We start from the raw sequence: 23,610 nt of genomic DNA on the forward strand, positions 1-23,610 counted from the left end.
AGCGATGCGGGACGTCAACGGCTCCTCCTTCATCCTGCTCGCTGGTCCCGAGGACTGGACCGTCAGCCAGGGCATGGCGTGGTCCGGCTGCGCCTGGTCGCTGGCGGGTCAGCAGACGTGGCGGCTGCCGCCAGCCATGACGGCCGCCGGCGCGGCAGCGGCGCTCGCGAATTCCCAACCCTTCGTGGTGGACGAATTCGGCGGCGTCGCGCGGATCAAGGCCGACGGGTCGGGCGTGGAATCGCTGGATGGCGGCGCCTGGGTGCCGGTCACCGACCTCGATGAGACGCCGCTGGCGCCGAAGACCGGGCGTTTCGTCGACATGGCGTTGGGCGGCGGACGGCTGGCGCTGCTGGCAAGCGACGGCACCACCAGCTTCCTGCAACTGTTCGACCTGCGCGGGCGCTGGACGCTGGACACGCCGGCAAACCCGTCGATCCCGCTGACCTTGGACCCCACCGGCACCGGAATGGCAACCGGCGCGGACGGCACGATTTACGTGCTGATCCAGGGCGGCGTCGCGCTGTTCCAGGGCGGGCCGCGCAACGAATTCATCGCCATCGACGACATCCGCTTCCTTCCGGAAGCGCCGAACCCGGACCCGCTGCGGCAGACGCGGCTGATCGGCAACCGGCCCGGTGGCGCGGCGGTCGGCATGGCGGTGGATGCGGACCGGCTGGCGATCCTGTCGAACCAGCCCAGCGGGCCGCAGACCCTGGCGCTGCTGGACCTGTCCACCGGCCTGTGGACGACCGCACCGGTTACCGCCGTCGACGGCACGCCACTGCCGTTGATGACCGGCGTCGCGTTGCTGCCGGATGCGCTGATCGCGCTGATGGCACCCGCGGCCGCGGCGGACAAAGGCAGCCCGCTGGACTGCGCCGTGGTGACATTGGCGCCGACGCGGGGCGTGGTTCTGGCGCCGAACCGGTATCCGATGCTCAATCAGGATGCGCCGCGCTTCGCCTCGGTACCGGGTCCGGATGTCTGGTATTCCGGCACCGATGGGCCGCGCCCGCTGCTGCCCCTGCCCTATCCGGCCTACCTCACCCTCGGTGCGCTGGGCGCCTTCTCCCTGCTGGCCGACGACCCGGACCAGATCTGGCACCGGCTGTACGCCGAGGCATATCTGCCGCCTGGAACCGCGCTGTCGGTCTGGGCCAGGGCCGCCGAGATGCCGCTGGCCGCATCGGATCAGAGCGTGCTGACGACGGCACTGCAACACGCCCCGACGACCGTGACACGGGTCGACGCCGACGCCGCGCGAGCGATCGCCCAGGCCAATCCGGGGGTGGTGCCGACAATCCCGGCAACCCTGATGGCATCGCTGACGCTGGCACCGTTTCATCGGCAACCGGCTCTGGCGGCCAGCGACCTGGCCTCGGAACTGCCATTCCATCCGGGCCTGTCCGCGCAGGCCGGGATGCCGGGCCAGCTATACGAAGCGCTGCTGCAACGGACCGGCGGCGCCAACCGGCGCCTGGTCGGCAAGCGCCTGGACGTGGTCGCCATCGGCACCGGCGACGGGCGCCACAGCCCGTGCCTGCGGGCGCTGCGCGTCTACGGCCCACGCTTCTGCTACCAGGACCAATACCTGCCGGCGCTGTTCCACCAGACCGAGTTCGCCGACGAAACCGACCAGGCACCGCAGGCCACGCCGGCGGATTTCCGCGAACGCCTGCTGGCCAACCTGGAAGGGCTGTTGACGCCGATCGAAAACCGCGTGGCGGCGGCGGAGTATCTGGTCGACCCTTATGCCGCGCCGCCGGCCACGCTGCCCTGGCTCGCCAGCTACCTGGGACGCACCGTGGACCCTGGCTGGCCGGAGGCGCGGCAGCGCCGAGCGATCGCGGCCGCCGGACAATTGCTGCGCCAGCGGGGAACCTATCCCGGCGTCTGCCTGGCGGTGGACATCGTCACCGATGGCGCGGTCGGGCGCGGCGAGGTGGTGCTGCTGGAAACCCATCGGCTGCGCCGGACCAACGCCACCATCCTGGGCATCGCGCTGAGCGGGCGGAACACGTTGACCCAGTTCGGCGTGCCCAGCGGCAATTCGATCATTGGCGATACGCTGGTCCTGTCGGCGGAACGGGCGGTGGAGGTGCTGGCCCTCCTGGCGCCCGACGCCGCCACCGGGGCGGACGCCCAGGCAGTCGCCGACTTCCTGGACGAATACGCCGACAATGTGCAGGTCGTTGCGATCGTGCAGGGACCAAGCGCGGCCATGCTGGCGCCGGCGGTGAGTTCGGTGCTGCGCACCGAACTGCCGGCGCAGCTGCGCTACGAGGTCGTGATCAACCCGCACCGGTTCATCCTCGGCCTGTCGCCGCTGCTGGATGTCGATACGTTCCTCGATCCGGCCGACCCGCCCACGCCCCTGACGCTCAACACCAGCACGCTCGGCCGCGACGCGCTGGTGCGCGACCCGCCGGCGTTGCGGCAATGACGGAGGTGCCCGCATGAGTGACTCCACCACCACCGTCGACCAGGACGAGCTGGCCACCGACGCGCGGTTCGACGACATGCTGACGCGGGTATCGTTCCAGCCGGGAATCCTGCTGGGCGCCGAGGCGCTCAGCGCGGAGCAGACCTATCACCTGCGCCGCCTGACCCGGCACCAGCGCTGGCTGCTGGGGCCCGGCACCATATTCGGCCTGCGGGTGGACGTGATCACGCCCGCGGACGATCCCACCGATGTGCGGCTGACCGTCGGACCCGGCTATGCGATCGACGGGCTGGGCCGGGAGGTGCTGGTCAGCGAGGGCTACGCCATCTCCTTGCGCGACTGGCTGGCGGCGGAGAACGCGAGCCCCGACGTCGCCGGCAATTTCACCGGCGGCACGCTGTTCCTGCGCGTGACGGTGCGCGCCCGGGCGGCGCCGCAGGCGCTGCAGCCGGTCGTGTCGGAACTGTTCGATGCCGGATTGGACCCGGTGGTGACGGCCCGCATCGGCGACAGCTTCCTGCTGGAAGTGACCGGCGACGCGCAGCACCTGGGTGATACGCCGGCGAGACCACTGGACAGCTGGTCTCCCGACCACACCACGCCCGCGGCGGCGGACCTGCCGGGAACGGTCACGACGCGGGAGCAGGCGACACTGACCGGCCTCACCGACGCGGCACAGGCCGCCGCCATGCGTCTGCAGGCCTGGCTGCTGCGGCGGGATTTTCCGGCTTTCGACGACAGTCCCGGTGCCTCGGCGGAATATGAGGAAGCATCCCGCCTGCTGCTGGCCAGCGTGCATGTGACGCTGGCCTCGCTGACTGCCGCACCCACGACGGCCGGCACCGCCGTCAACAACCTCGTGCGGCCGTTCATCCGACCCAACGCCTTGCTGGCAGCGCTGCCGCTGCCCTGACCGGAGGCCACCATGTCCGCCAGCAACGCCAGCTCCAAGATCCTGTTCACCCCGCTGCAGGGAACCGCCGCGACGACGGCCAATGCCGATGTCCTGAAAGTCGTGCAGGCGGAGCCGCAGCTCAGCCGCACCTATTACCAGGACGGGCGGCTGCTGACGGCGCTCGACCTGAACCGGGACTATGCCTATCTGGACCGGCGGCTGCTCGATCTGGGGCTGGCGATCGGCGACGGCATCGCGCAGGGACTGACCGCCAGCATGGCGGACGGGCACACGATCACGGTCACCCAGGGACGCGGAATCGCACCCAGCGGACGGGTGGTCGGCTACCGCTCGACCGATGCCAACGCCGTGCTCAGCGCCAATCTGGCCGATGCCGGCACGCTGTCCACGCTGAACGGGGCCAGCTTCGCCGGGATCGGCGACGGGCTGTACGCGGTGGTGCTGCTGCACACGCAGCAGCCCAGCGGCATCGAGGAAATCTTCCCCCGCGACCTGACCAGCACGCGCGTCGCCTTCCAGACGATTGTCGATACGGTGGAGATCGCGCTGGTGCCGCTGCCACAGCCGATCCCCTCCGGCACGCAGTTCCAGGCGCGCGCGCAGCTGGCCGTGCAATTCGCCGGCGGCCAGAACCCGCCGTCGCTGCCGTATGACAGCGTCTCGCTGGGCGTGGTGGCGATACAGAAGGGCTTACCCGCCTGGTTCGACCCGGCGCTGCTGCGGCATCCGTTGCGTGATCCCGACGATCCCACAGCCGTTGCCGATGACCTGGCACGTCACTACACGCAGCTTTACACCGACCTGATGGCCTCGCTGGCGCAGCAGGGCAGCGGCAGTTTTCGGGCCGCCGACATCTTTTCCCTGCTGCCGCCACGCGGCCTGCTGCCCGGCGCATCGCTCAATCCCACGGCCGGGTCCCAGACCTTCTTTCCGGATCAGATCGATGTCGGTCTGGTACCCGCGCGCGCCGACGAGATCGATGCGCTGCTCGCGCAGACGGCCGGCGAGCCGCCCATCGACCTGACCGCGGGCACGGCGGCGCAGGTGCTGGTTCTGGTGCCGCTGGCTCCGGCGGATTACGCCACGCTGGCGCCGGCGCTGACCGGCACCGTCTCGACCACCGCCAGCGCGTTCAAGCCGTATCCCAGCGTGGCGTTGCCGCGAATCGACCCGCTGGTGCTGCGCCTGCCCGGACGGCTGCCGACGGTGACGACGCCCGCGGCGGCCTGGACGCGGATCTGGCAGTTGGCGCCGGCCAGCCTGCCCTGGATGGTACGCCCGACGGATGGCGGGATCGGCGGGATTCGGGCAGCGGTGCTGGCGGCCGGCTTCGCGGTGCCGGCGGCTCCCGCGCCGAGCCCGACGCCCGCGCCGGCGCCAGCACCAGCACCGGCACCCGCGCCAGCACCGGCACCCACGCCGTCGCCAGGGACGTCGCCGCCCATCACGCCGGCACCGGCGCCGACACCCGGTTCAGCGGCTTCCACAGCCCCGTCCGCTGGCGCGACGCCGACCCCGGCGCCCACCACGACGACGACACCCGCACCAGCGCCGACACCCACGCCAACCGCGACCCCGGCGCCGAGTCCAAGCACCAGCGCAACGCCCACGCCCACGCCCACGCCCACGCCGAGCCCAGCCACGACGGTGACGCCAGTTCCATCGCCGGTCCTGCCCGGCACGATCATCGCCCGGCCAACCCTGATCGCGACACCGATCGTCAACCGCACCACGATCTGAGCCGCCATTCGAACCATGACCCGCCTGCCGTGAAGACCGCCGCACACCACCAGACAGACCCGGCCGCCCGGGAAAGGAGGCCGTCTTGGGCACAGTGATCCATCTCGCGCCGCCGACGCCCGCCGGCCCCGACGCCGACCGCGTCGCCTATTCGGTGGGACGCAGCCTGACCGCGGCGGATTTCGCCCGGCAGGATCGCTATATCGATGCCCGGCTGCTCGACCTGGCCCCCGCCGTGCCCGGCGTCATCAGCGGCATGGGCATCACGCCGGCGCGTTTCGATGCCACCACGGCGGTGCCGTCACTGGCCACACTGACCATCGGGGTCGGCACCGGCATCGGCACCGACGGCCGCGTGGTGCGCGTCACCACGCCGATGCAGGTGCAATGGGCCGATCTGGTCCAGGCCGTCACCGGCGGCCAGGCGCTGGCGGATGGCGCCTATTTCCTGATCGCGCGCACCGCGACCTTCGACGGGCTGGATGGGCCGGCCCCGGATCCCAGCGCGGGCACGACCTCCGACCCGCTGCTGGACATCCGCCAGGACAGTTTCGTGGCGGCATGGCTGTCGGCGCGCATCGGCGCCCTGCCTGCCTCGCGGACGGCGGCCGGCCTCGCGTTGGCCCTCAACACGCTGGTCGGCGGACTGACCGGTGCCAGCCTGGCGACGGCGGTCGGTTCGGGCGTGCCGCTGGCGCTGGTGCTGGTGCAGAACCGCCAGGCGATCCTGTTGAGCCAGGCCGCCGGGCGCCTGCCCGACGATCCCGACGCCTTGAACGCCATGCTGCTGGCGCAGGTGCGGGAGGCGTTCGCCATGGCGCTGGCCGAGACCGGCGCCGCGCCCGGCACGGCCAGCTGGCAGGTCGCCTTGCGCACACGGTTCCGCTTCCTGCCGGGGGCCGGCGAACTGCCGCCGGGCCTGCTGCTGAGCCCGGAAGCAGCCACCGCAAGCTGCCCGTTCTTCCCCACCGGCATGGCCGTCTACCTGGAAACGATCCGCGCCAGCCAGGTGCCGCACGTGATGCGCAAGGCGCTGGGACGACCGCTTCTGGACCTCACGGCCAACACCGCCCAGGCGGTCACGCTGGCGCTCGCCGTCCCCGATGCCGCCTGGACGCAGGCGCTGCTGGACATCCCGCGCGGCGATCCGGTGCTGGCCGCCGATCTGCATCTGGCGTACGCGCGGGCGCGGGTGGATCAGGTGACCCAGCGCAAGGCCTGGATCGCGCTCTATGGCGGCGTAGCGGCCACCCTCGCCGGGCAACCGCAGGCCATCGCCTTCCTGCTGGGTGCGGACGCGGCGGCGCAGAACCTGTTCTTCCTGCTGCGCGGCGGCACCATCACGCCGCAGGACCTGCTGACCGCGGCCGACACCGCGGACACCCCGGCCACGCTGCTGAGCTGGATCACCGCGCGCATCGCCAGCCTGGCCGCGGTTGCCGGCACCGCCGCGCCGCCGCCGATGCCGCTGCCCAGCGCGGATGCGACCGCGGCGGCGAAACTGTTCGGCGCCCGCGGCTATCAGGTGATCGACGCTGAACCGGCCGATGCCAATCCCGCGACCGCCACGCATGCGCCGCCGACCTCGGACAGCCTGCTGGCGCCGTTGCTGTCGGCGCTGCCCGCCGGGTCCGGGTTCGCCGCCTGGTCGACGGCGATCGCCGCCAGCACACCCGATGCAGCCTTGCTGCAACCGCTGATCGATGCCGGCATCGTCGATCCGAACGCCTCGGCGGCCGACCGGGCCGCCGCCATCGCGGCACTGCTGGCGCTGCCCTCGGCGAACGACACCACCTATATCGATTCGCAGCCGGGCGCATTGCTGACGCTGGCGCTGCTGCAGCTGTTCTACGCGATCTTCGTCCAGGTCGCGCGCTCCTATGAGCTGGCGCTCGACTCGCACAGCCGGCTGATCGCGCTGCAACGGCAGCATCTGGACATCATGTCCACGTCGGTCTCGGCGCTGGCGGGCGGTATCATGCCGGACGGCAGCGGGTTGAGTTTCGCGCGGCTGATCCCCTTCGTGACGCTGACGCCGACGCAGCAAGGCACCACCGCCACGCCGACACCGGCCACCGCCGCGGCGGCGGCCAACACGACCCCGACCACGGCGGTGCGCACCTTCACGCCGCTGACACTGTCCAGCGTGCTCGGCAACGCCACCGTATCGAATACGGTATCCAGCACCCGGGTATCGTCTTCCGCGTCCACGCTGGGTTCGCTGATCGGATCGACCTCCCTGGCCAGCCGGACCGTTTCGACGCCGGTCAGCACCGCGCTGGGCAACATCCTGGGCCAGCAGACGGACGTCGCGCAGGAAGTCGCGCAGCAGATCGGCGTCATTTCGCAGGCACCCACCTTCCAGTATCAGCCGGTCCAATACGCCACCGCCGCGCATATCACCGCTGGCGCCACCCTGCTGAAATCGGCGGTCGAGGGCGTGACCAACCTGCGCGGCATCATGCAGGGCGCGCCCTTCAACATCGTGCCGACCGCAACCATCTCGGCATCCGCGCTGAGCGATGAACCCAGCCGCTATGCCGGTATCGTGCAGACCACCAGCGGGCTGCTGCAGGACATCGACCAGGTTCAGGTCAACGCCTTGCAGTACGAGCGGGCCTATCTTCAATTCCGCGACCGTATCAACGCGCTGGAGGCGCGGATCGCCCAGATGACGGACACGCTGGCGGACGCGCGCGACGCGCTGCGCAACGCCCAGGCGGCAGCGGCGAAGACGGCCGGCGACTACGCCGCCGCCCAGCAACTGGTGCAGGAGGAAACGGCACGGGTGACCGCCGCCGTCGCCGCCCGGCACCAGGCCCTGTCCGCCGCCACCGGGCTGTTCCATATCCGCGAGCTGCAGACCGTCACCGCCAGGGCGCCGTTGACGCCGATGCCGCTGACCGCCGACAGCATCGGCGACCTGGTACCCGGCTGCGACAGCGACCATGAGGGGCCGCCGGCCAGCCTGCAGCCCTTCCTGGACCTGCTGCTGGAAACGCCCCTGTCCGATTGGGGACCGTTGCGCGAGCAATGGCGCTACCTTCCAGATCAGACCGGCCTGCAACGCCTCGGCGCCATGCGCTCCGCTCGGTTGGCCAACTGGACCTCGCCCGATTCGTTCGGCTCCGGCGCCGCCGCCGGCGATCTCGCCAGCCTTGCCAGCACGACACGCAATACCTTCGATCCGGTGTTCGCGGGGACGATCAACATCGCCGCCTCCCTGGCGGTGACACAGCAATCCGCCTTCGCCGTGCTGTCGCTGCCGGACATCGTCATGCTGCCGGTGAACATCCTGCGGCAGCAGGCCGAGGCATTGCGTGCCCGCATCGAAAGCGCCACCGGCTGCCTGTTCGAGATGCTGTCGGCAACACCGCCCTCGGCGCGCTTCGCCTGGGCCTCGCTGGCACGCGCGGGGACATTGCCGGCGCTGGACTTCGCCCAATGGGCGGTGCCGCAAAGCCTGGGCACCGCCGGCGCGACCACCGTGCGCCGGCTGGGCGCGCTGGTGAACTGGATGGCGGCGCAGTTGCACAGCGACTCCAGCGCGGCATCGCGCACGGCCCTGGGCAATCTGGTGACGGCCGCGGTGATCGCCGCCGCCTATGGCGATCCGGACGATACGGTGACCGGAACGGTCTCAACCGGTGGCGGCGTGCCGCGGCCGGGCATCCCGATCCGTGTCGTCCTGAACCGCGCGGCCCCGATCGGCACGGTGCTGAACCTGCTGGACGAGACCCAGACAGTGGTCGGCACGCTGCGGGTGGACGATCACGATTCCGGCGGCACCACCGTCAGCGTGCTGACCAGCCAGGCCAGCACCGCCCCCACCAGCCAGTGGCGCGTCGCGACGCCGAAGGGCAGAGCGGCCTGGCTGCCGTCATGACGGGCCTGGCGCTGCCGGCGGATGCCGTCTCGGTCCGCCAGGTCCGCGCGCGCGGCGTGCCGGAACCGGTCTTGCGCCGGCAGCTTGCGCTGGTGGCGGCACCCGAGGTGAAGCGCTTCGTCTTCATCCGGCGGGTACGGTTGCGCGCCACCCCACAGTCCATCGCAACGGCGATGCGGACCGCCCTGGCCACCCTCGCCGACAGCGATCGGCCGGACGTGCTGACCTATCCGGATGTGCCGGCTCTGGTCGTCGCCTGTGCCAAGGCGGCCCTGAGCGGCGGGTTGGGAGGCTGGCACTGGCGAATGCTTGGCCTGTCGCCGGTTGCCAGCGCCGGCGAGGCGGTGGCGGCGCTGCTGGTCCAGCATCCGCTGGAAGCCGGGTCGGCCGTGGCCGCCTTGGCCGAGGCCGGGTTGCTCGGCGCCGTCTGGCGGCGGATGCCGGACGCGGCGGCTCGGGACCTGGCGCGCGCGCTGATCGCCGCCACCGGCTGCAGCCCGCCGCCATGGCCGGTCGAGCCGCTTGCCCCACCGCCCGCGTCGGCCGGCGCGATACCGGATGCCGCGGTAGCGTTCTGGCGAGCGGCCCTCTCACCGCTGCCACCGGCGCACCCGGCCGTCCTGGTCGCCGGCATACTGGCCGTTCTGCGCTGGTCGCCGCGGGTCTTGCGGTCCGTGGGCGATCCGGCCTGGCCTGCGCTGATCGCCCATATCGCTCCGGCACGGCAGGCCCTTCCCGCGCCGCGGCGGGACGCCGCCGAGGCGGTGACCGGTTCGGAGCCGCGGCCCGACCCGCAGCCGGCCGCCTGGGCCGGCGGTGCCATCACGGATGACAGGGGCGCCGACGCGCCGCGCGGAGACCGGTTCGCCACGCACTGGGCCGGGCTGCTGTTCCTGATCAACGCACTGAACCGCCTGGACGTCGAGGCGATCCTGGCCGCGATCGGCGGCCAGCCGCCCTCCACCCGGCCGCCTTCCGCCTGGCTCCTGCTCCACGCACTCGGTCTCGCCCACGGCATGCCGGCGCAAGAGCCGCTGGCCCGGTTCCTGTCGGAGCAGGCCCCGGACATGGTCGACCGGGACGCGGCCGGCAGCGACCTCGTCGCCGGCCTGATGGCGCGCATCGAGGCGCTGTACCGGCCGGCCGGCCCCTGGCCCTTGCCACTGCGGCAACCGGGCTGGCTGACGGCGACGGAGACGCATCTGGAGCTCCACCTGGCCACGACCACGGTCGACCTGGCGGTCCGGCTGGCCGGGCTGGATCTCAATCCCGGCTGGGTCCCCTGGCTGGGGCGCGTCGTGCATTTCCACTATGATGCGGTTCCGATCCACGCATCGGCGGTCATCACCCAGGGCGGGAGGATTGGCGGTGGCACCATGTCCTCCTGATGCCGCGCCGGCACTGCTGGACCTGCTGGTCTGCCTCGGCCTGGCAGAGTACGCAGAGGCGATCGAGGATCCCGACCCCGCGCTGACCCTGCTGCGCCAGCAGGCGGACACGGCGGCGCGGCGGGCGGGGCTGGCGGAGCTGGCCTGGCCGGCGCAGCGCGATCGGCTCGCCCGCATCCTGGCCGACGCGCCGGGCGCCTTGCCCGCGCTGGCGCGGCATCTGGGCCTCACCGCTCCGGACCTGTTCCTGGCCGGTCTCGCCGCTGGCTGCGAACGGCATCGCACCCTGGCGCTGGCCATTGCCGCCCTGCAGGCACCGACCACCACCGCACGGCCCACCGTGCATCTGGCCCTGGATGTGTTGCAGACGCTGTTCGCGGACGCGCCGGACGACGCACTGGACCTGGCCGCCGGCGGGCTGGTGGAGTCCGGGCTGCTGACGCTGGATGGCGAGGATGCGCTGCCGCAGCGTGTCCTCGCCATCCGCCTGCCGCTGTGGCGCGCCCTGGTCACCGGGATCGCCGCGTGGCCAGGCGCGCGGCGCATGGACCCGGCGGAACCGGCCGGTGCGATCCGGGACGAGACAAGCCAGCCCGTCGTGGCGCGTCCGGCCGCGACCCTGGCCGCATCCCTGGCCGCATCCCTGGCCGCGGGCGAGGCCGGCGGGATCGTGATCCGCGGCCCGCCCGGCTCTGGTCGCGCCGCCATCGCGGTGACGCTGGCCCGGCATCTGGGCCTGGTGCCGATCGAGGTGCCCGTTGCGGTGTTCCGGGAGGATCGGGCATTCGCGACGGCCTGCCGCTGCGCGGGCTGGCTGCCGGTGCTGCGCCTGGCCACCACCCTGGGTGACGCGGCGGACCTCGCGGGCGTCGCCTTCGGCATACCGGTCTGTGTGCTGGCCGGCACCCATGGCGCGGTGGAGGGAGACCGGCTGATCGATCTGCCCGTCACCCCGCCATCCGCCGCGGAGCGTCTGCGGCTTTGGGCGGCGGCGCTGGGCGATCAGCCGCACGCGGTGGATTCGCAAGCGTTGACCACCGCGGTGCTGTATCCGGGCGCCATCGCCGCCATCGGGCGGACGGCCCGGCTGCGCGCGGCGGCCGAGGCGCGGCCGGTCGCACAGGCCGACATCGCCGAGGCGCGGCTGGCGCTGGCACCGGACGGGCTGGGGCGGCTGGCGCATCCGGTGGTCCGCCGCGTCGGCCCCGATGCACTGGTCGCCAGCGCCGGCCTGGCGGAGGACCTGAACGCGCTGATCGGCCGCTGCCGGCGGCGAGAGACGGTCTGGCAGGCGCTGGGTCCCTCGCTGGCCGCCAGCCAGACGCGCGGCGTGCGGGCGCTGTTCGCCGGGGAGAGCGGTACCGGCAAGACGATGGCCGCCTCCTACATCGCCACCGCGCTGGGGGCACCGCTGTACCGCTGCGACCTGGGCGCGGTGATGAACAAGTATATCGGCGAGTCCGAGAAGAACCTGGGCGGCCTGCTCGACCTGGCCGAGGCGGCCGACGTCATGCTGCTGTTCGATGAGGCCGACGCCTTGTTCGGCCGCCGCACCGAAGGCGGCGAGACCGGCGAGCGCTACGCCAACATGCTGACCAACTACCTGCTGACGCGGCTGGAGGCGCATAACGGCATCGTGATTCTGACCACCAATTCGAAGACACGGATCGACCCGGCCTTCTGGCGGCGGCTGGATCACGTGGTCGACTTCCCGGTGCCGGATTATGCGGAGCGTCTGGCCCTGTGGCGCAGCCATCTGGGCGACCGGGCACCGCACCAGTCGGTGCTGGAACAGCTCGCCGCCTATTGCGACCTGGCCGGCGGCGGCGTCCGCAATGCCGTGCTGGCGGCGGCGGCGATCGCGCCCGTCGATGGTCCGATCGGGCTGGACAGCCTGACCAGAGCCTTGCAACGCGAATACGCCAAATTGCGGCGCACCCTGCCGGCCGGCCTCGCCCTGGTCATGCGGGCGGCAGCCGAATGAGCGGGCATCCATGAGCGCCGCCGCCCAGGCGGTGCGGCCGACCACGCGCGCGGCCGGCAAGGTTCGGCGGCGGGACAAGACGCCGCCACCGGTCCTGGGCGGGTCTCCCCGCTATCTGCGCGCCGGCGTCCGCCTGGGCGGCACCCATGATCCCGAGGAGCATGAGGCAGAGCAGGCCGCGAGTACGATCAGCGCCGGCGGCTGCCACAGGGTCGTCGATCCGGGCGGTTCGGCAAACCTGCGGGCCACCGGTGCCTCGGGGGCGGCCTCCACGCCGGCGGCGCGACCGTCGGCTCCCGCCGATCCGGCCAACCAGGGGGTCCGCGCGGCCACCCATGCCGGGACCGCGGTCCGTGCGTCGTCCGGCCCAACAATGCCGGAGCAGGCAACCCCGACGCGCCGCGTTGCGGCGACCGGCTCGGCCCAGCGCGCCGCCCCGGCAGCCGAGACAGCGCATCACGATGAGGCACACGGCGTGGCACGGCCCAGCATGGCGGCCGACACGGCACGACGCAGTATGGCGGCCGACACGGCACGACGCAGCATGGCGGCCGACACGGCAAGACCCAGCGTGGCGGCCGACACGGCACGACACGGCGCAGCGGCGGATCAGACGCGCGCCATGCACGGCCGCGTCATCGATCCCGGCGCATCCGGCCGCATCCGCAGCTCCCCTGCCGCCGAGCATCCCCAGGCGGTTCACGCCAAGCCGGCGCCCCGGGTGACCGATCCCGGCGGTACGGCGGCATTGCGGGCAATGGTCGCCGCGCCGGTGACCGACCCCGGCGCGGCCGGCCGTATCCGCCGAACCGCCCATGTGGGACCGGTGCGATCGGCATCCGGCCCGGATGCCGACAGGCATGCCGCCGACCGGATCGAGACCGCCCGCGCCGCCACCGGCCGACCGCTGCCATCCAGCGTGAAGACCAGGCTGGAACACGGCTTCGGCCAGACCCTCGATGGCGTCCGCGTCCACACCGGCGAGGCCGCCCATGCCGCCGCCGCTTCGATCGGTGCCCGCGCCTATACGGAGGGCGAGCGCATCACGCTGGGACACGGCGAAAGCGAGCACGACCTGCACCTGATGGCGCACGAGACCGCCCATGTCGTGCAGAACCGGCGCGCCGCCACCGCGCCGGAGACCCGGCGGAAAGTGCAGCCGGCGCCGGAGGAAGGCAGCGACGGCGGCCGCACCTACCGCATGCTGGACGGCCGCACGATCGAGCTGCCCGACGACATGACCGCCGCCGAGGCGCACCAGCTGGAAATGGATGGCATGGCGGCGAAGCGGCGCCTGGGCCTCGGCCCGCCGCCCAAGCCGGTACCCGATGGGCACAAGCCGGCCGAGAAGGGGAAGAAGAAGCCGGTCAAGCCGGTCCACAAAACGGACACGCGGGGACCCGGCCGTCACCATGCCGGCCCCCATTCGGCGGGCGTCACGGTGAAGCTGCATCCCGGCGGCTCCGTCGTCGCCCGTTATCTGACCCGCAAGGCCGCGCCGGTCCTCGCCCATGGTGTCACCAGGCTCGCCGCGCTGAGCCTGCACCAGCAGACCCATGCCGATGCCGGCACGAAGGTGAAGCAGGCGGAGCACGCCGTCATCATTCCGGAAAGCGACGGCCAGTCCAAAAGCAATTTTGGCCAGGTCTCCGCCGTCGCGGTGCGTCCGCCGCCCCAGCCCGACCCCGGCAAGGCGAAGCGGGAACTGACCGATTCGCTGGCTGCCAACATTCCGGCGACCATCGAGGATGTCGATAATTTCAAGCGCGACAAGAAAGCGCAGCACACCGGCGCCGACGTGCTGAAAGTGGTGCAGACGGACAAGAACGCCGTTGTCGCCACCTTCGGCGACGTCCGGCACACGCCGCCGCCGCAGCCGCCGGAACACCTGCCCGTGCCGCTGCCGCCGGCTGAAGCCGCGCCGCCGACCGGCGCGCTGAACCTGGGCCAGGGTGCCGTCCCGGCGCCGCTGCCCGAGCACACGGATGTCAGCGAATACACCGACCAAGCGGATGCGCGCCTGAAGGAGGAGGGCGTCACCCAGGAACAGCTCGACATGGTCGACAGTGGCGACCTGGCGGAGGCGAACAAGACCAAGAAGGGCCTGGAGAAGGCCGCCGCCACCCAGCCCGCCGCCGTGCAGGATTTCGCCCGGGATGCCGCCAGCAAGGCCGACCAGGACCTGCGGCAGCAGGAAAAAGCCGAGCGCGCCGCTTTGGCGAACCATCGCAGGCAGGGCCTGCACCGCACGGGCCGGCAGCAGACCGACGCCAAGGCCGCCCTGGAGAAGAAGCGCGAGGAGGTCGCGGCAAAGATCAACGCGATCTATCAGACCGCGCAGGACAGCGTGACGAAGAAGCTGGCCGACCTTGAAACGCAGTCCATGCAGCGGTTCGACGACGGGAACGCCCAGGCGTCAAAAACCTTCGAAGATGGCGTCCACCGCGAGCTGGAAGCCTACAAGGACGACCGTTACTCCGGCGTGTTCGGCTGGGCGCGCAGGGCGAAGGACTGGGTGCTGGGCATGGACGACCTGCCCAGGGTCAAGGAAATCTTTGAAACCAACCGCGGCCGTTTCGTCACCACGATCAACAAGCTGGTCGATGACATCAGCGCCGACAACAGGCGCGTGGTCGACGAATGCAAGGAGGAACTGGCCAAGGCCAGAACCGACATCAAGACATTTGTCGACAAGCTGGGCCCGGAGCTGAAGGACATCGCCAACAAGACCGCCGGAGAGGTCAGCGGCAGGCTGGACGAGCTGGACGGTTTCATCCGCAAGAAAGAGGAGGAGCTGCAGCAGAAGCTCGCCGACAAGCAGCAGGCCGCGATCAAGGCAATCGACGACAAGATTCAGAAGATGAAAGAGGAAATGTCGGGCGCCCTGGCCAAGCTCGGCAATCTTCTGCTGTGGGCGGCAAAGAAGTTCTTTACCTGGGCGCTGGGCCAGTTCGGCTACTCGCTGTCCGACATCGAGAGCATCATCGACAAGGGGGTCGCCGTCCTGAAGGCGATCTTCACGAAGCCGATCCAGTTCGTGAAGAACCTGATCGGCGCCGCCAAGCTGGGCTTCATGAATTTCGGCGGCAACTTCCTGACCCATCTGAAGGATTCGGTGTTCGAGTGGCTGACCGGGTCGCTGGAAGGCATCACCCTGCCCAAGAGCTGGGATCTGCCGGGCATCGCCAGCGTGGCGCTGCAGATTTTGGGGCTGACCTGGACCAACATCCGCGGCAAGCTGGTCAGCGTGCTGGGTGAGCCGGTCGTGAAGTCGCTGGAATCGGGCTTCGATCTGGTGGTCACGCTGGTGCGCGACGGACCGATGGCCGCCTGGGAGAAAATCCAGGAGATGGGCGATGAGATCAAGCAGGCTTTCATCCAGGGCGTGCAGGACTTCATCCAGAGCAAGATCGTTCAGAAGGCGATCGAAACGATCATCAGCCTGTTCGCCCCCGCCGCCGGGATCATCCGGGCGATCATCGGCATCTACGACACGATCGTCTTCTTCATCCAGAAGGCGAAGCAGATCATCCAGATGGTCGGCAACTTCCTGAGCAGCATTTCGGAAATCGTCGCCGGCAATATCGCCGCCGCGGCGGATGCGCTGGAGAAGGGCCTGGCGCGCGGGCTGACGCTGGTGATCACCTTCCTGGCGCGCTTCCTGCACCTGGACGGCATCACCGAGAAGATCCGGGTGGCGATCGGCAAGCTGCGCGCCAAGGTCGACAAGATGCTGGACAAGGTGGTGACTTGGATCGCCGACAAGGCGAGGAAGGCGGGCAAGTGGATCGCGGGCAAGCTGACGCGGCCGGACGACCGCACCGATGGCCAAAAGCTCGCAGACCTTCAGGCAGCGGTCGCGGCCGTCAGGAAGATCAATCCAGAGCAGCGGTCGAAGGCACTTCTGACACCGGCCTTGTTCCTGATCAGGAAACGGTACCGCCTGACCGATCTTTCGGTGGTGAAGGAGACCGGCGGCAGCATCACGATCCACGCCGCCGTCAATCCGGAGATGATGTTCGACCTGCCCGCCAGGAAGGAGGCGGGTTCCGATCGGTGGATCTCGGACAAGCTGCTGGAACTGTCACGGACGCAACTCCGCATGCTGCGCCAGAGCGACACGATCGATCGGGTGCGGACGATCCTGGCTGCCTCGTTTGCAAAGATCACCGGGTTGCCGGCTGGATCCTGGTTGGAAGTGGTCGCGGAATCCGATGGCCGCGGCGTCGTCAGGGTCCATATGGGCGGTGATCCGCCCCGCGTGGTTCTGGTCGGGCGCGTGATCCCGCCGAACGAAGGCTTTGTCGATATTCCGAACCCCGACCCATTGGGCGTCGCGCTTACCGCGCGCCATATCAGGACCGGCTTGCGGGTGGTGAAGGATGCACGCGGCGCCTTTCTGGGACCGAAGGTCATCCGCGATCTTTCCATGGATGATGCCCGCCGCCTTGCCAAGAAGAAGGGCATCGAGCCGGCCGCGCCCGGATCGCGCGCCACCATGCTGCAGCACACCGAGGGCCTGGGCTCCGACTACATCTCGACCAGCCGGGTGAAGCAAACGCAGCATATGCGGAGCGGCACGCGCGATGCCACCGGCGCGTTCAAACGCTTCTTCAATCCCAAGTCGGGGCGCGTGAAAATCAATTTGTTCCGCATTCCCTCGTCCCGTATCTTCGATCTGAGCAACCGCGTCGGGCAGGAGCATTGGGGCATTTTCGTGGAAGGCGCCGGACCCGCCCAGCAACAAGCCATTCTCGATACGATCCGAACCATGGAAGTGCTGATCAAAGGAGATATTCCGCCAGAGGCAATCGATTTCCTTGAACCTCCCACACTCGCCCCGGCGGATGATGAGGCGCCCATACCGTGACATCGAACGAACAGCGAGGGCTCTATCTGACCAATCTCTGGAGCACGCTGACGGCACGGGAGCGGGCCCTGATCGGGTACGCCGTCTCCACCGATGCCGACGATCGGTCCAATGCCTGGACATCCCTGCTGGCGGAGGGCGGTTGCGCGTCGATCGCCATGGCGCTGGACCTTCTTCTCGCGGACACGATCTCCGCCCGCATGGGCAAGCGGGGCGCCGAAGACCGCGACATGGTCAGGCAAGCCATCATGCGCGTTCTGAACGCGCCCGCGATGGAGGGAACAGATAGATTCGGCGGATCCGTTCCGGCTGCCTCGCACGTCGTGGCATTGCGTTGTTTGGCTGTCGTTCCGGATGAGGAGGACGCGCGGGTGCTGGTCGCCCAGGCACCGGTGCCGGAGGCGCCGAACGAACTCATCCGATCCTGGTTGCTGGCCGCCACGGAAGTGTTACGGAAGATGTCGGCGCCCGACGCGCATCCGCTGCTGCAACTGGCATGCCGCTTCGCGCGCCATCCCCGATTGGCGGACCCGATCCGCGCCGAAGCCGTATTGGCGGTTGATGCCGGTCACAGCCCCGAGGCGATCGACATGCTCCATGATCTCGTGACTACCGCGACCGGGGACGCGCGGGTGGAGGCGCTGGCCGCGCTGGCGGAGCGCGCGGCATTATGGCCGACGGAAGTCCGCGCCATCCGATCCTTGCTGGCGAACCCGCCGCAAAGCCCGACAATGCGGCTGCGCGCGGGCGTGTTGGCGGCGGCGCTGGCAAGCGACCCGCCGGCCTAAAGCGTGACAAGGTCGGACTGACCCTGTCATGCTCTATCAGCTCTTGGACTCAACAGCGCGATTCGCGCCTTCCAACCGCCGGCTTCAGACGACCGCGCTCTCCGCGGCGCACCCTTCCGCCTCCCCACGCTTCCCCCTATCGTCCCCGCCAACCATCCAGCCGGGGAACCACGTCCATGAAGATCACCCGTGTCACCGCCATCCCGATGTCCGCGCCAGTACCGCCGGACAAGCGCCATCGGACCGATCTGGGAACGAAGGTGAAGAGCGACGCCACGCTGATCCGCGTGGAAACGGACAGCGGCCTGATCGGCATCGGTGCCGCCCTCGGTTCACCGCCGATCGTCGCCGCCATCGTGGCGCACGAGCTGGCACCCGAATGCGAAGGCGAGGATCCGCTGTTCTCCGAACGCATTTTTGAGAAGATGTACAATGGCTCCCGCACACGTCCAGCCCTGGAACGCGGGGTGACGCAGGCGGATGAGAGTCGCCGGCGCGGCGTGATCATGGAGGCGATCGCCGGCGTCGATATCGCCATCTGGGACGTGAAGGCCCAGGCGCTGGGCGTCCCGCTGTACCAGGCCCTGGGTGCCGTCCGCAGCTCGGTGCGCGGCTACGCCAGCGGCGGCTGGGCACCGGGGGATGAGGCGGAGGCGGAACTGGGCGGCTATGCGGCCAAAGGGTTCACTGCCGCGAAGATGCGCGTCGTCGGCCGCGACGGCTTCTCCATCCCCAACTGCGTCCGGCGCGTCAGGGCGGCCCGCCGCGGGATCGGACCGGATGTGGAACTGATGATCGATGCGCATGGCTCCCTGGAAGTGGCCACGGCGATCCGGCTGGCGAAGGCACTGGAGGAGCATGACATTGCCTGGTTCGAGGAACCGGTGACGCCCGACGACCATGCCGGCCAGGCGGAGGTGCGCCGGGCCACCACCATCCCGATCGCGTCGGGCGAACGGGAATTCACCCGCTTCGACTTCGTCGACCTGCTGGACCGGCGGGCGCTGGATATCGCCCAGCCGGACGTGGCGCGGGCGGGCGGCATGACGGAGATCAGGCGGATCGCGGCGCTGACCAGCGCCCACGGGGTCCGTCTGGCGCCACACGCCTGGGGCAGCGGCGTATTGTTCGCCGCCAGCATCCACGTCGCGATGGCGGCGCCGAACTGTCACATCCTGGAAGTGTCGCAAGGCCATATGCCGATGATGTGGGAGTTGTTCGAGGAACCGTTCGACATCCGGCCTGACGGCACGGTGCACGCGCCGGACCGCCCAGGGCTGGGCTTCACCCTGCGCGCGGACGCCCTCGACAAGTTCCGCTATGTCGAGGGGCCGGAATACGTTTTCTAGGCCGCGATCGCCTGAAGCGGGCGCGGCGTTCGGCTCACCGCGCGCCTTCGCCATGACGGCAGGCAACGGCGGATTGGCCAGCGTCAATGCCACATGACACGCCATCGGGGCCGTACCCGCCGAGCCTGATGGCGTGACCAGCCGCCCGCCCTAGTCTAGACAGTCCTGATGGCAGGCGATGCGCGGGAGGAGGCCAGCATGACGACAATCGATGGATATGAGGTCCTGGGCCTGGGCCTGTATTTCGAGGATCTGCCGGTCGGCCGCAAGTTCCGCACCATCGGGCGCACGCTGACGGAAGCCGACCTGGTGAACTTCATCGGCGTCACCGGCATGACCGAGGTGCTGTTCTCCAACGTCGAGTTCCTTCAGCAGGAAAGCGACATCAAGCAGCGCGTCGTTCCGGGTGCGATGGTCTATTCCTTCGCGGAAGGCCTGCTGGTTCACGCCACCATGCAGCACACCGGCTTTGCCTTCCTGAACATGCAGCTGGACGTCAAGGGTCCCACTTTCGCCGGCGACACGATCCATGTCGAGTGCGAGGTGGTGGAAAGCCGCCGCAGCGAAAGCCGGCCCAACCGCGGCCTGGTGCGCAGCTTCAACCAGGTGAAAAAGCAGGACGGCAGCGTGGTGCTGACCTACAACCCGCTCCGCATGGTCAAGGCGCGCGCCTTCGCCTGATACCGCCTCTTACCTCACACCCTCGCGCAGCGGCACATCGCGGCGGCGTCCACCGGCCCGCGGCGAGGCAGCAGGCCGCGGCCCGGTCAGGACAGCGGCGCGCGATCCGATCCGGCAGCGATACCGGTCGCGGCCCGTCACCGTTCCACCACCGGATCAGAACAGCCCCTCGATCTCGCCGTCCGGCCGCAGATGGATGGATTCGGCGGCCGGCACGCGCGGCAGGCCCGGCATGGTCATGATGTCGCCGCAGATCGCCACCACAAAGCCCGCTCCGGCCGACAACCGCACTTCCCGCACCGGCAGGGTGTGATCCACCGGCGCGCCATACCGGGTCGGATCGGCCGAGAAACTGTATTGCGTCTTCGCGATGCAGATCGGCACGTTGCCATGGCCGGCCTGCTCGAATCCCTCCAGCCGGCGGGCCACGGCGTCGGGCAGCGCGATGTCGCTCGCGCGATAGATCTGCCGAGCGATGGCGCGGATCTTGTCGGCGAGCTTGAGGTCCAGGGGGTAAATCGGCGCGAACCGCGCCTCCCGGCTTTCGATCCGCTGCATCACGGCATGCGCCAGCGCCTCGGCGCCTTTGCCGCCATGCGCCCAATGGGTGCAGGAGATCGCCTCGGTCCCCTCCTCCGCCATCGCCTCGCGGATCGCCGCGAACTCCGCCTCCGTGTCGGATTGGAAATGGTTCACCGCCACCACCACGGGCAGGCCGAATTTCCGCAGGTTCTCGACATGCCGCTTCAGATTGGCGGTGCCGCGCGTCACCGCCGCCACATCCTCGGTGCCCAGTTGGTCCCGCGCCACGCCGCCATGCATCTTCAGCGCCCGCACCGTGGCAACGACGACGGCGCAGGAGGGTTTCAGCCCCGCCACCCGGCACTTGATGTCGAGGAATTTCTCACCGCCCAGATCGGCGCCGAACCCGGCCTCGGTGACCACGACCTCAGCGAGCTTCAGCGCCAGGCGCGTCGCCATCACCGAGTTGCAGCCATGCGCGATATTGGCGAACGGGCCGCCATGCACCAGCGCCGGCGAGCCTTCCAGCGTCTGCACCAGGTTGGGCGCGACCGCATCCTTCAGCAGCACCGCCATCGCGCCATCCGCCTTCAGGTCGGCGGCGGTTATGTTTTTCCCGTCGCGGGTCTGCGCGACGATCATGCGTCCCAGCCGAGCCTGCAGGTCGGCCAGGTCTCGTGCCAGGCAGAACACCGCCATCACTTCCGAGGCGACGGTGATGTCGAACCCGTCCTCCCGCGGGAAGCCGTTGGCGACGCCGCCCAGGCTGCCGATGATGCCGCGCAGCGCCCGGTCATTCATGTCCAGGCAGCGTCGCCAGGAGACACGGCGGGCGTCGATGCCCAGCTTGTTGCCCCAGTAGATACTGTTGTCGATCATCGCGGCCAGCAGGTTGTTGGCCGCGGTGATGGCGTGGAAATCGCCGGTGAAGTGCAGGTTGATCTGGTCCATCGGCACGACCTGCGCATAGCCGCCGCCGGCCGCGCCGCCCTTCATCCCGAAACTAGGCCCCAGGCTCGGCTCCCGCAGGCAGATCGCCGCGCGCCTGCCGATGCGGTTCAGCGCGTCGCCCAGGCCGACGGTCGTGGTGGTCTTGCCCTCGCCCGCCGGTGTGGGGTTGATGCCGGTGACCAGTACCAGCGCGCCGTCCGGCCGGGATTCCTGATCGGCAATGAAATCCAGGGCGATCTTGGCCTTGGTGCGGCCATAGGGTTCCACCGCCTCGGCGGGGATGCCCAGCTTGTCGGCGATCTCCTGGATCGGACGCAGCCGCGCTGCCCTGGCTATCGCAAGATCGGGATTCATGGTTCAGGCGACCCTCCGCTGCTTGACCCCGATCTCGCCCAGCGCGTCGCCCATCGCCGCCACCGCGCCGGCCATGTCGGCCGGCGTGATGGCGCCGATGCAGCCGACCCGGAAGGTCGGAACGGGTGTGTTATAAAAATTGCTGATCAGGACGTTGCGCGCCTTCAACGCGTCGACGAACGATTGCAGGTTCCACGCCGGATCTTCCGGCGCCAGGATATTGACGATGATCGGCCCCTGCCGGTCCGGCGGCAGGTAGGGCGTCAGGCCCAGGCCGCGCACGCCGTCGTACAGGGTGCGCATATTGGCGGCATAGCGCGCCAGGCGCACGGGCTGCGTTTCGGCGTCATGATAATCCAGCGCCACGTCCAGCGCCGCCAGCACCTGCGCCGGCGGGGTGAAACGGAAGCTGCCCCAGCCGGCCCTCAAGGCGTGGGCATAGATGTCGGACAGGTCCAGCGACCAGCTTCCGGCCTGGCCCGCGCAGGCCTCCAGCCGGTCGATCCGGGCGACCGCGAACCCGGCGCCCGGCAGCGCCTCCAGGCATTTGTTGGTGGTGAACACCACGGCGTCGACCTCGGGCATCGCCGACAGGTCCAGCGGCAAGGCGCCAAACGCCGAGACGGCATCGACGATCATCCGCCGCCCGGCCGCGCGCACCGCCGCGCCGATCGCCACGGCATCATGGATCACGCCGCTGCCGGTCTCGGAATAGACCACGCCAACATGGGAGAGGGCGGGGTCTTCAGCCAAGGCGCGCGCGACGGCCTGGGGATCGGTCGTCTCACCGTGCGCCAATGGCATCACCACCGGCACACGGCCGGCTTCCCGCGCCAGGCGGATCATGCGATCGGCGTAGGCACCGGTCGCCGGGATCAGGATGCGGCCGCCAGGCGGCAGGAAGGTGCGCAGCGCGGCCTCGGTCACGAAATGGCCGCAGCCCTGCAACGGCAGCGCCGCGTGCTGGTCGGGCAGGCCGCCGGCGACGCCGACGACGCGCTCGCGCAGCCGGGCCAGCACCTGGCGGAAATCATTGTCCCAGGGGGCGATGTCCTGGCACAGCGCGCGACGCACTTCCGGACGGGTGGTGACGGGACCGGGGATCAACAGCAACATGGCCGGAAAAGTCGCATGAGCGATCCGAGAAATCCATCCACCCCGCCCACAACGGTGCTAGAAGCGGCTGCATGAACATCCCTCTCGCATTGCCGGACTGGGTGCCCGGATGGGTCCCGCTGGTGCTGCTGGTGCCGGCGCTGCTATACGCGCTGGCATTTCTGTTCATGCCGTTCAGTGTCCTGGGCCTGAAATCCCGCCTGGAAATCCTGGAGGCTCGGTTGGACGAGATCCAGAATGAAATCCGGCTGCTGGCGTTGCGTCTGCCCGCCAGCCCGCGCGAAGTGGATTTTGAGGATGTCTACGCGCCGATCGCCGCCCCGGCGTCCCGGCGCACACCCCCGGCGCCCGAACGCCCCGCGGTGCCGGAGCGGCCGCCGATCCCGCCCGCCGCGTATGATCGCCCCACCGCTCGCGACCATTATGAAGAAGATGACGAGGACGGACCGGTGGAGCGGGAGGCCCCGCCCCCGCATATGCGCCCGGTCCGGCGGTTGGATTCGCCCGCCGTCGTGCGGCCTGAGCGGCAGGAGCCGCGTTTCGACCGGCGGCGGTAGAAGCGCGACCGGCGGCAACGGCCGATGACAGGACGCCCGTCGATGACAGGACGCCCGTATCG

13 protein-coding genes are annotated in these 23,610 nt (G+C 69.9%); 11 read left to right on the plus strand and 2 right to left on the minus strand.

Annotated elements, in window-relative coordinates; genetic code table 11:
* The first annotated feature begins 4 nt into the window (after window positions 1–4).
* The 10 genes from VHC04_RS13255 to VHC04_RS13300 all read left to right on the plus strand — a co-directional run bounded on the left by VHC04_RS13255 (window position 5) and on the right by VHC04_RS13300 (window position 20,048).
* Entirely contained in the window at window positions 5–2,446 is a 2,442-nt protein-coding gene (locus tag VHC04_RS13255; RefSeq protein ID WP_325681937.1) for a phage tail protein, read from the plus strand.
* A gap of 13 nt (window positions 2,447–2,459) precedes the next feature.
* The gene (locus VHC04_RS13260) at window positions 2,460–3,359 is read left to right on the plus strand and encodes a hypothetical protein (RefSeq protein ID WP_325681939.1); all 900 of its coding nucleotides are present in this window, start codon (window positions 2,460–2,462) and stop codon (window positions 3,357–3,359) included.
* A gap of 12 nt (window positions 3,360–3,371) precedes the next feature.
* Entirely contained in the window at window positions 3,372–5,102 is a 1,731-nt protein-coding gene (locus VHC04_RS13265; protein ID WP_325681941.1) for a hypothetical protein, read from the plus strand.
* Between the two features lie 85 nt (window positions 5,103–5,187).
* On the plus strand, window positions 5,188–8,988 hold the full coding sequence (locus VHC04_RS13270) for a hypothetical protein (protein ID WP_325681943.1): 3,801 nt from the start codon (window positions 5,188–5,190) through the stop codon (window positions 8,986–8,988).
* Window positions 8,985–10,376 carry a hypothetical protein gene (locus VHC04_RS13275; protein WP_325681945.1) on the plus strand — a complete coding sequence of 464 codons (1,392 nt, stop codon included), beginning with the start codon at window positions 8,985–8,987 and terminating at the stop codon, window positions 10,374–10,376. Before VHC04_RS13270 ends, VHC04_RS13275 begins: the two co-directional genes overlap by 4 nt.
* Entirely contained in the window at window positions 10,357–12,360 is a 2,004-nt protein-coding gene (locus VHC04_RS13280; RefSeq protein ID WP_325681947.1) for an AAA family ATPase, read from the plus strand. The genes VHC04_RS13275 and VHC04_RS13280 overlap by 20 nt, the downstream gene beginning before the upstream one ends.
* 10 nt (window positions 12,361–12,370) lie before the next feature.
* Window positions 12,371–17,230, plus strand: coding sequence for an eCIS core domain-containing protein (locus VHC04_RS13285; RefSeq protein WP_325681949.1), 4,860 nt, complete (start codon window positions 12,371–12,373; stop codon window positions 17,228–17,230).
* Complete coding sequence (locus tag VHC04_RS13290) at window positions 17,227–18,018, plus strand: hypothetical protein (protein WP_325681952.1); 792 nt, start codon at window positions 17,227–17,229, stop codon at window positions 18,016–18,018. The genes VHC04_RS13285 and VHC04_RS13290 overlap by 4 nt, the downstream gene beginning before the upstream one ends.
* 176 nt (window positions 18,019–18,194) lie before the next feature.
* The gene (locus tag VHC04_RS13295) at window positions 18,195–19,367 is read left to right on the plus strand and encodes a mandelate racemase/muconate lactonizing enzyme family protein (RefSeq protein ID WP_325681954.1); all 1,173 of its coding nucleotides are present in this window, start codon (window positions 18,195–18,197) and stop codon (window positions 19,365–19,367) included.
* Between the two features lie 198 nt (window positions 19,368–19,565).
* Window positions 19,566–20,048 carry a MaoC/PaaZ C-terminal domain-containing protein gene (locus VHC04_RS13300; RefSeq protein WP_325681956.1) on the plus strand — a complete coding sequence of 161 codons (483 nt, stop codon included), beginning with the start codon at window positions 19,566–19,568 and terminating at the stop codon, window positions 20,046–20,048.
* Window positions 20,049–20,204: 156 nt separating this feature from the next.
* On the opposite strand, the gene VHC04_RS13305 is transcribed toward VHC04_RS13300, so the two are convergent.
* Together VHC04_RS13305 and VHC04_RS13310 are read right to left on the minus strand one after the other, a co-directional pair.
* Window positions 20,205–21,875: a formate--tetrahydrofolate ligase gene (locus VHC04_RS13305; protein ID WP_325681958.1), complete on the minus strand. Its 1,671-nt coding sequence runs from the start codon at window positions 21,873–21,875 to the stop codon at window positions 20,205–20,207.
* Window positions 21,876–21,878: 3 nt separating this feature from the next.
* Complete coding sequence (locus VHC04_RS13310; RefSeq protein WP_325681960.1) at window positions 21,879–22,991, minus strand: 2-aminoethylphosphonate--pyruvate transaminase; 1,113 nt, start codon at window positions 22,989–22,991, stop codon at window positions 21,879–21,881.
* Window positions 22,992–23,062: 71 nt separating this feature from the next.
* On the opposite strand from VHC04_RS13310, the gene VHC04_RS13315 reads away from it, so the two are divergent.
* Window positions 23,063–23,548 carry a hypothetical protein gene (locus VHC04_RS13315; protein ID WP_325681962.1) on the plus strand — a complete coding sequence of 162 codons (486 nt, stop codon included), beginning with the start codon at window positions 23,063–23,065 and terminating at the stop codon, window positions 23,546–23,548.
* Window positions 23,549–23,610 lie beyond the last annotated feature (62 nt).

Origin of the sequence: Rhodopila sp., assembly GCF_035548095.1 — a bacterium.
Taxonomy (GTDB): Bacteria; Pseudomonadota; Alphaproteobacteria; order Acetobacterales; family Acetobacteraceae; genus Rhodopila.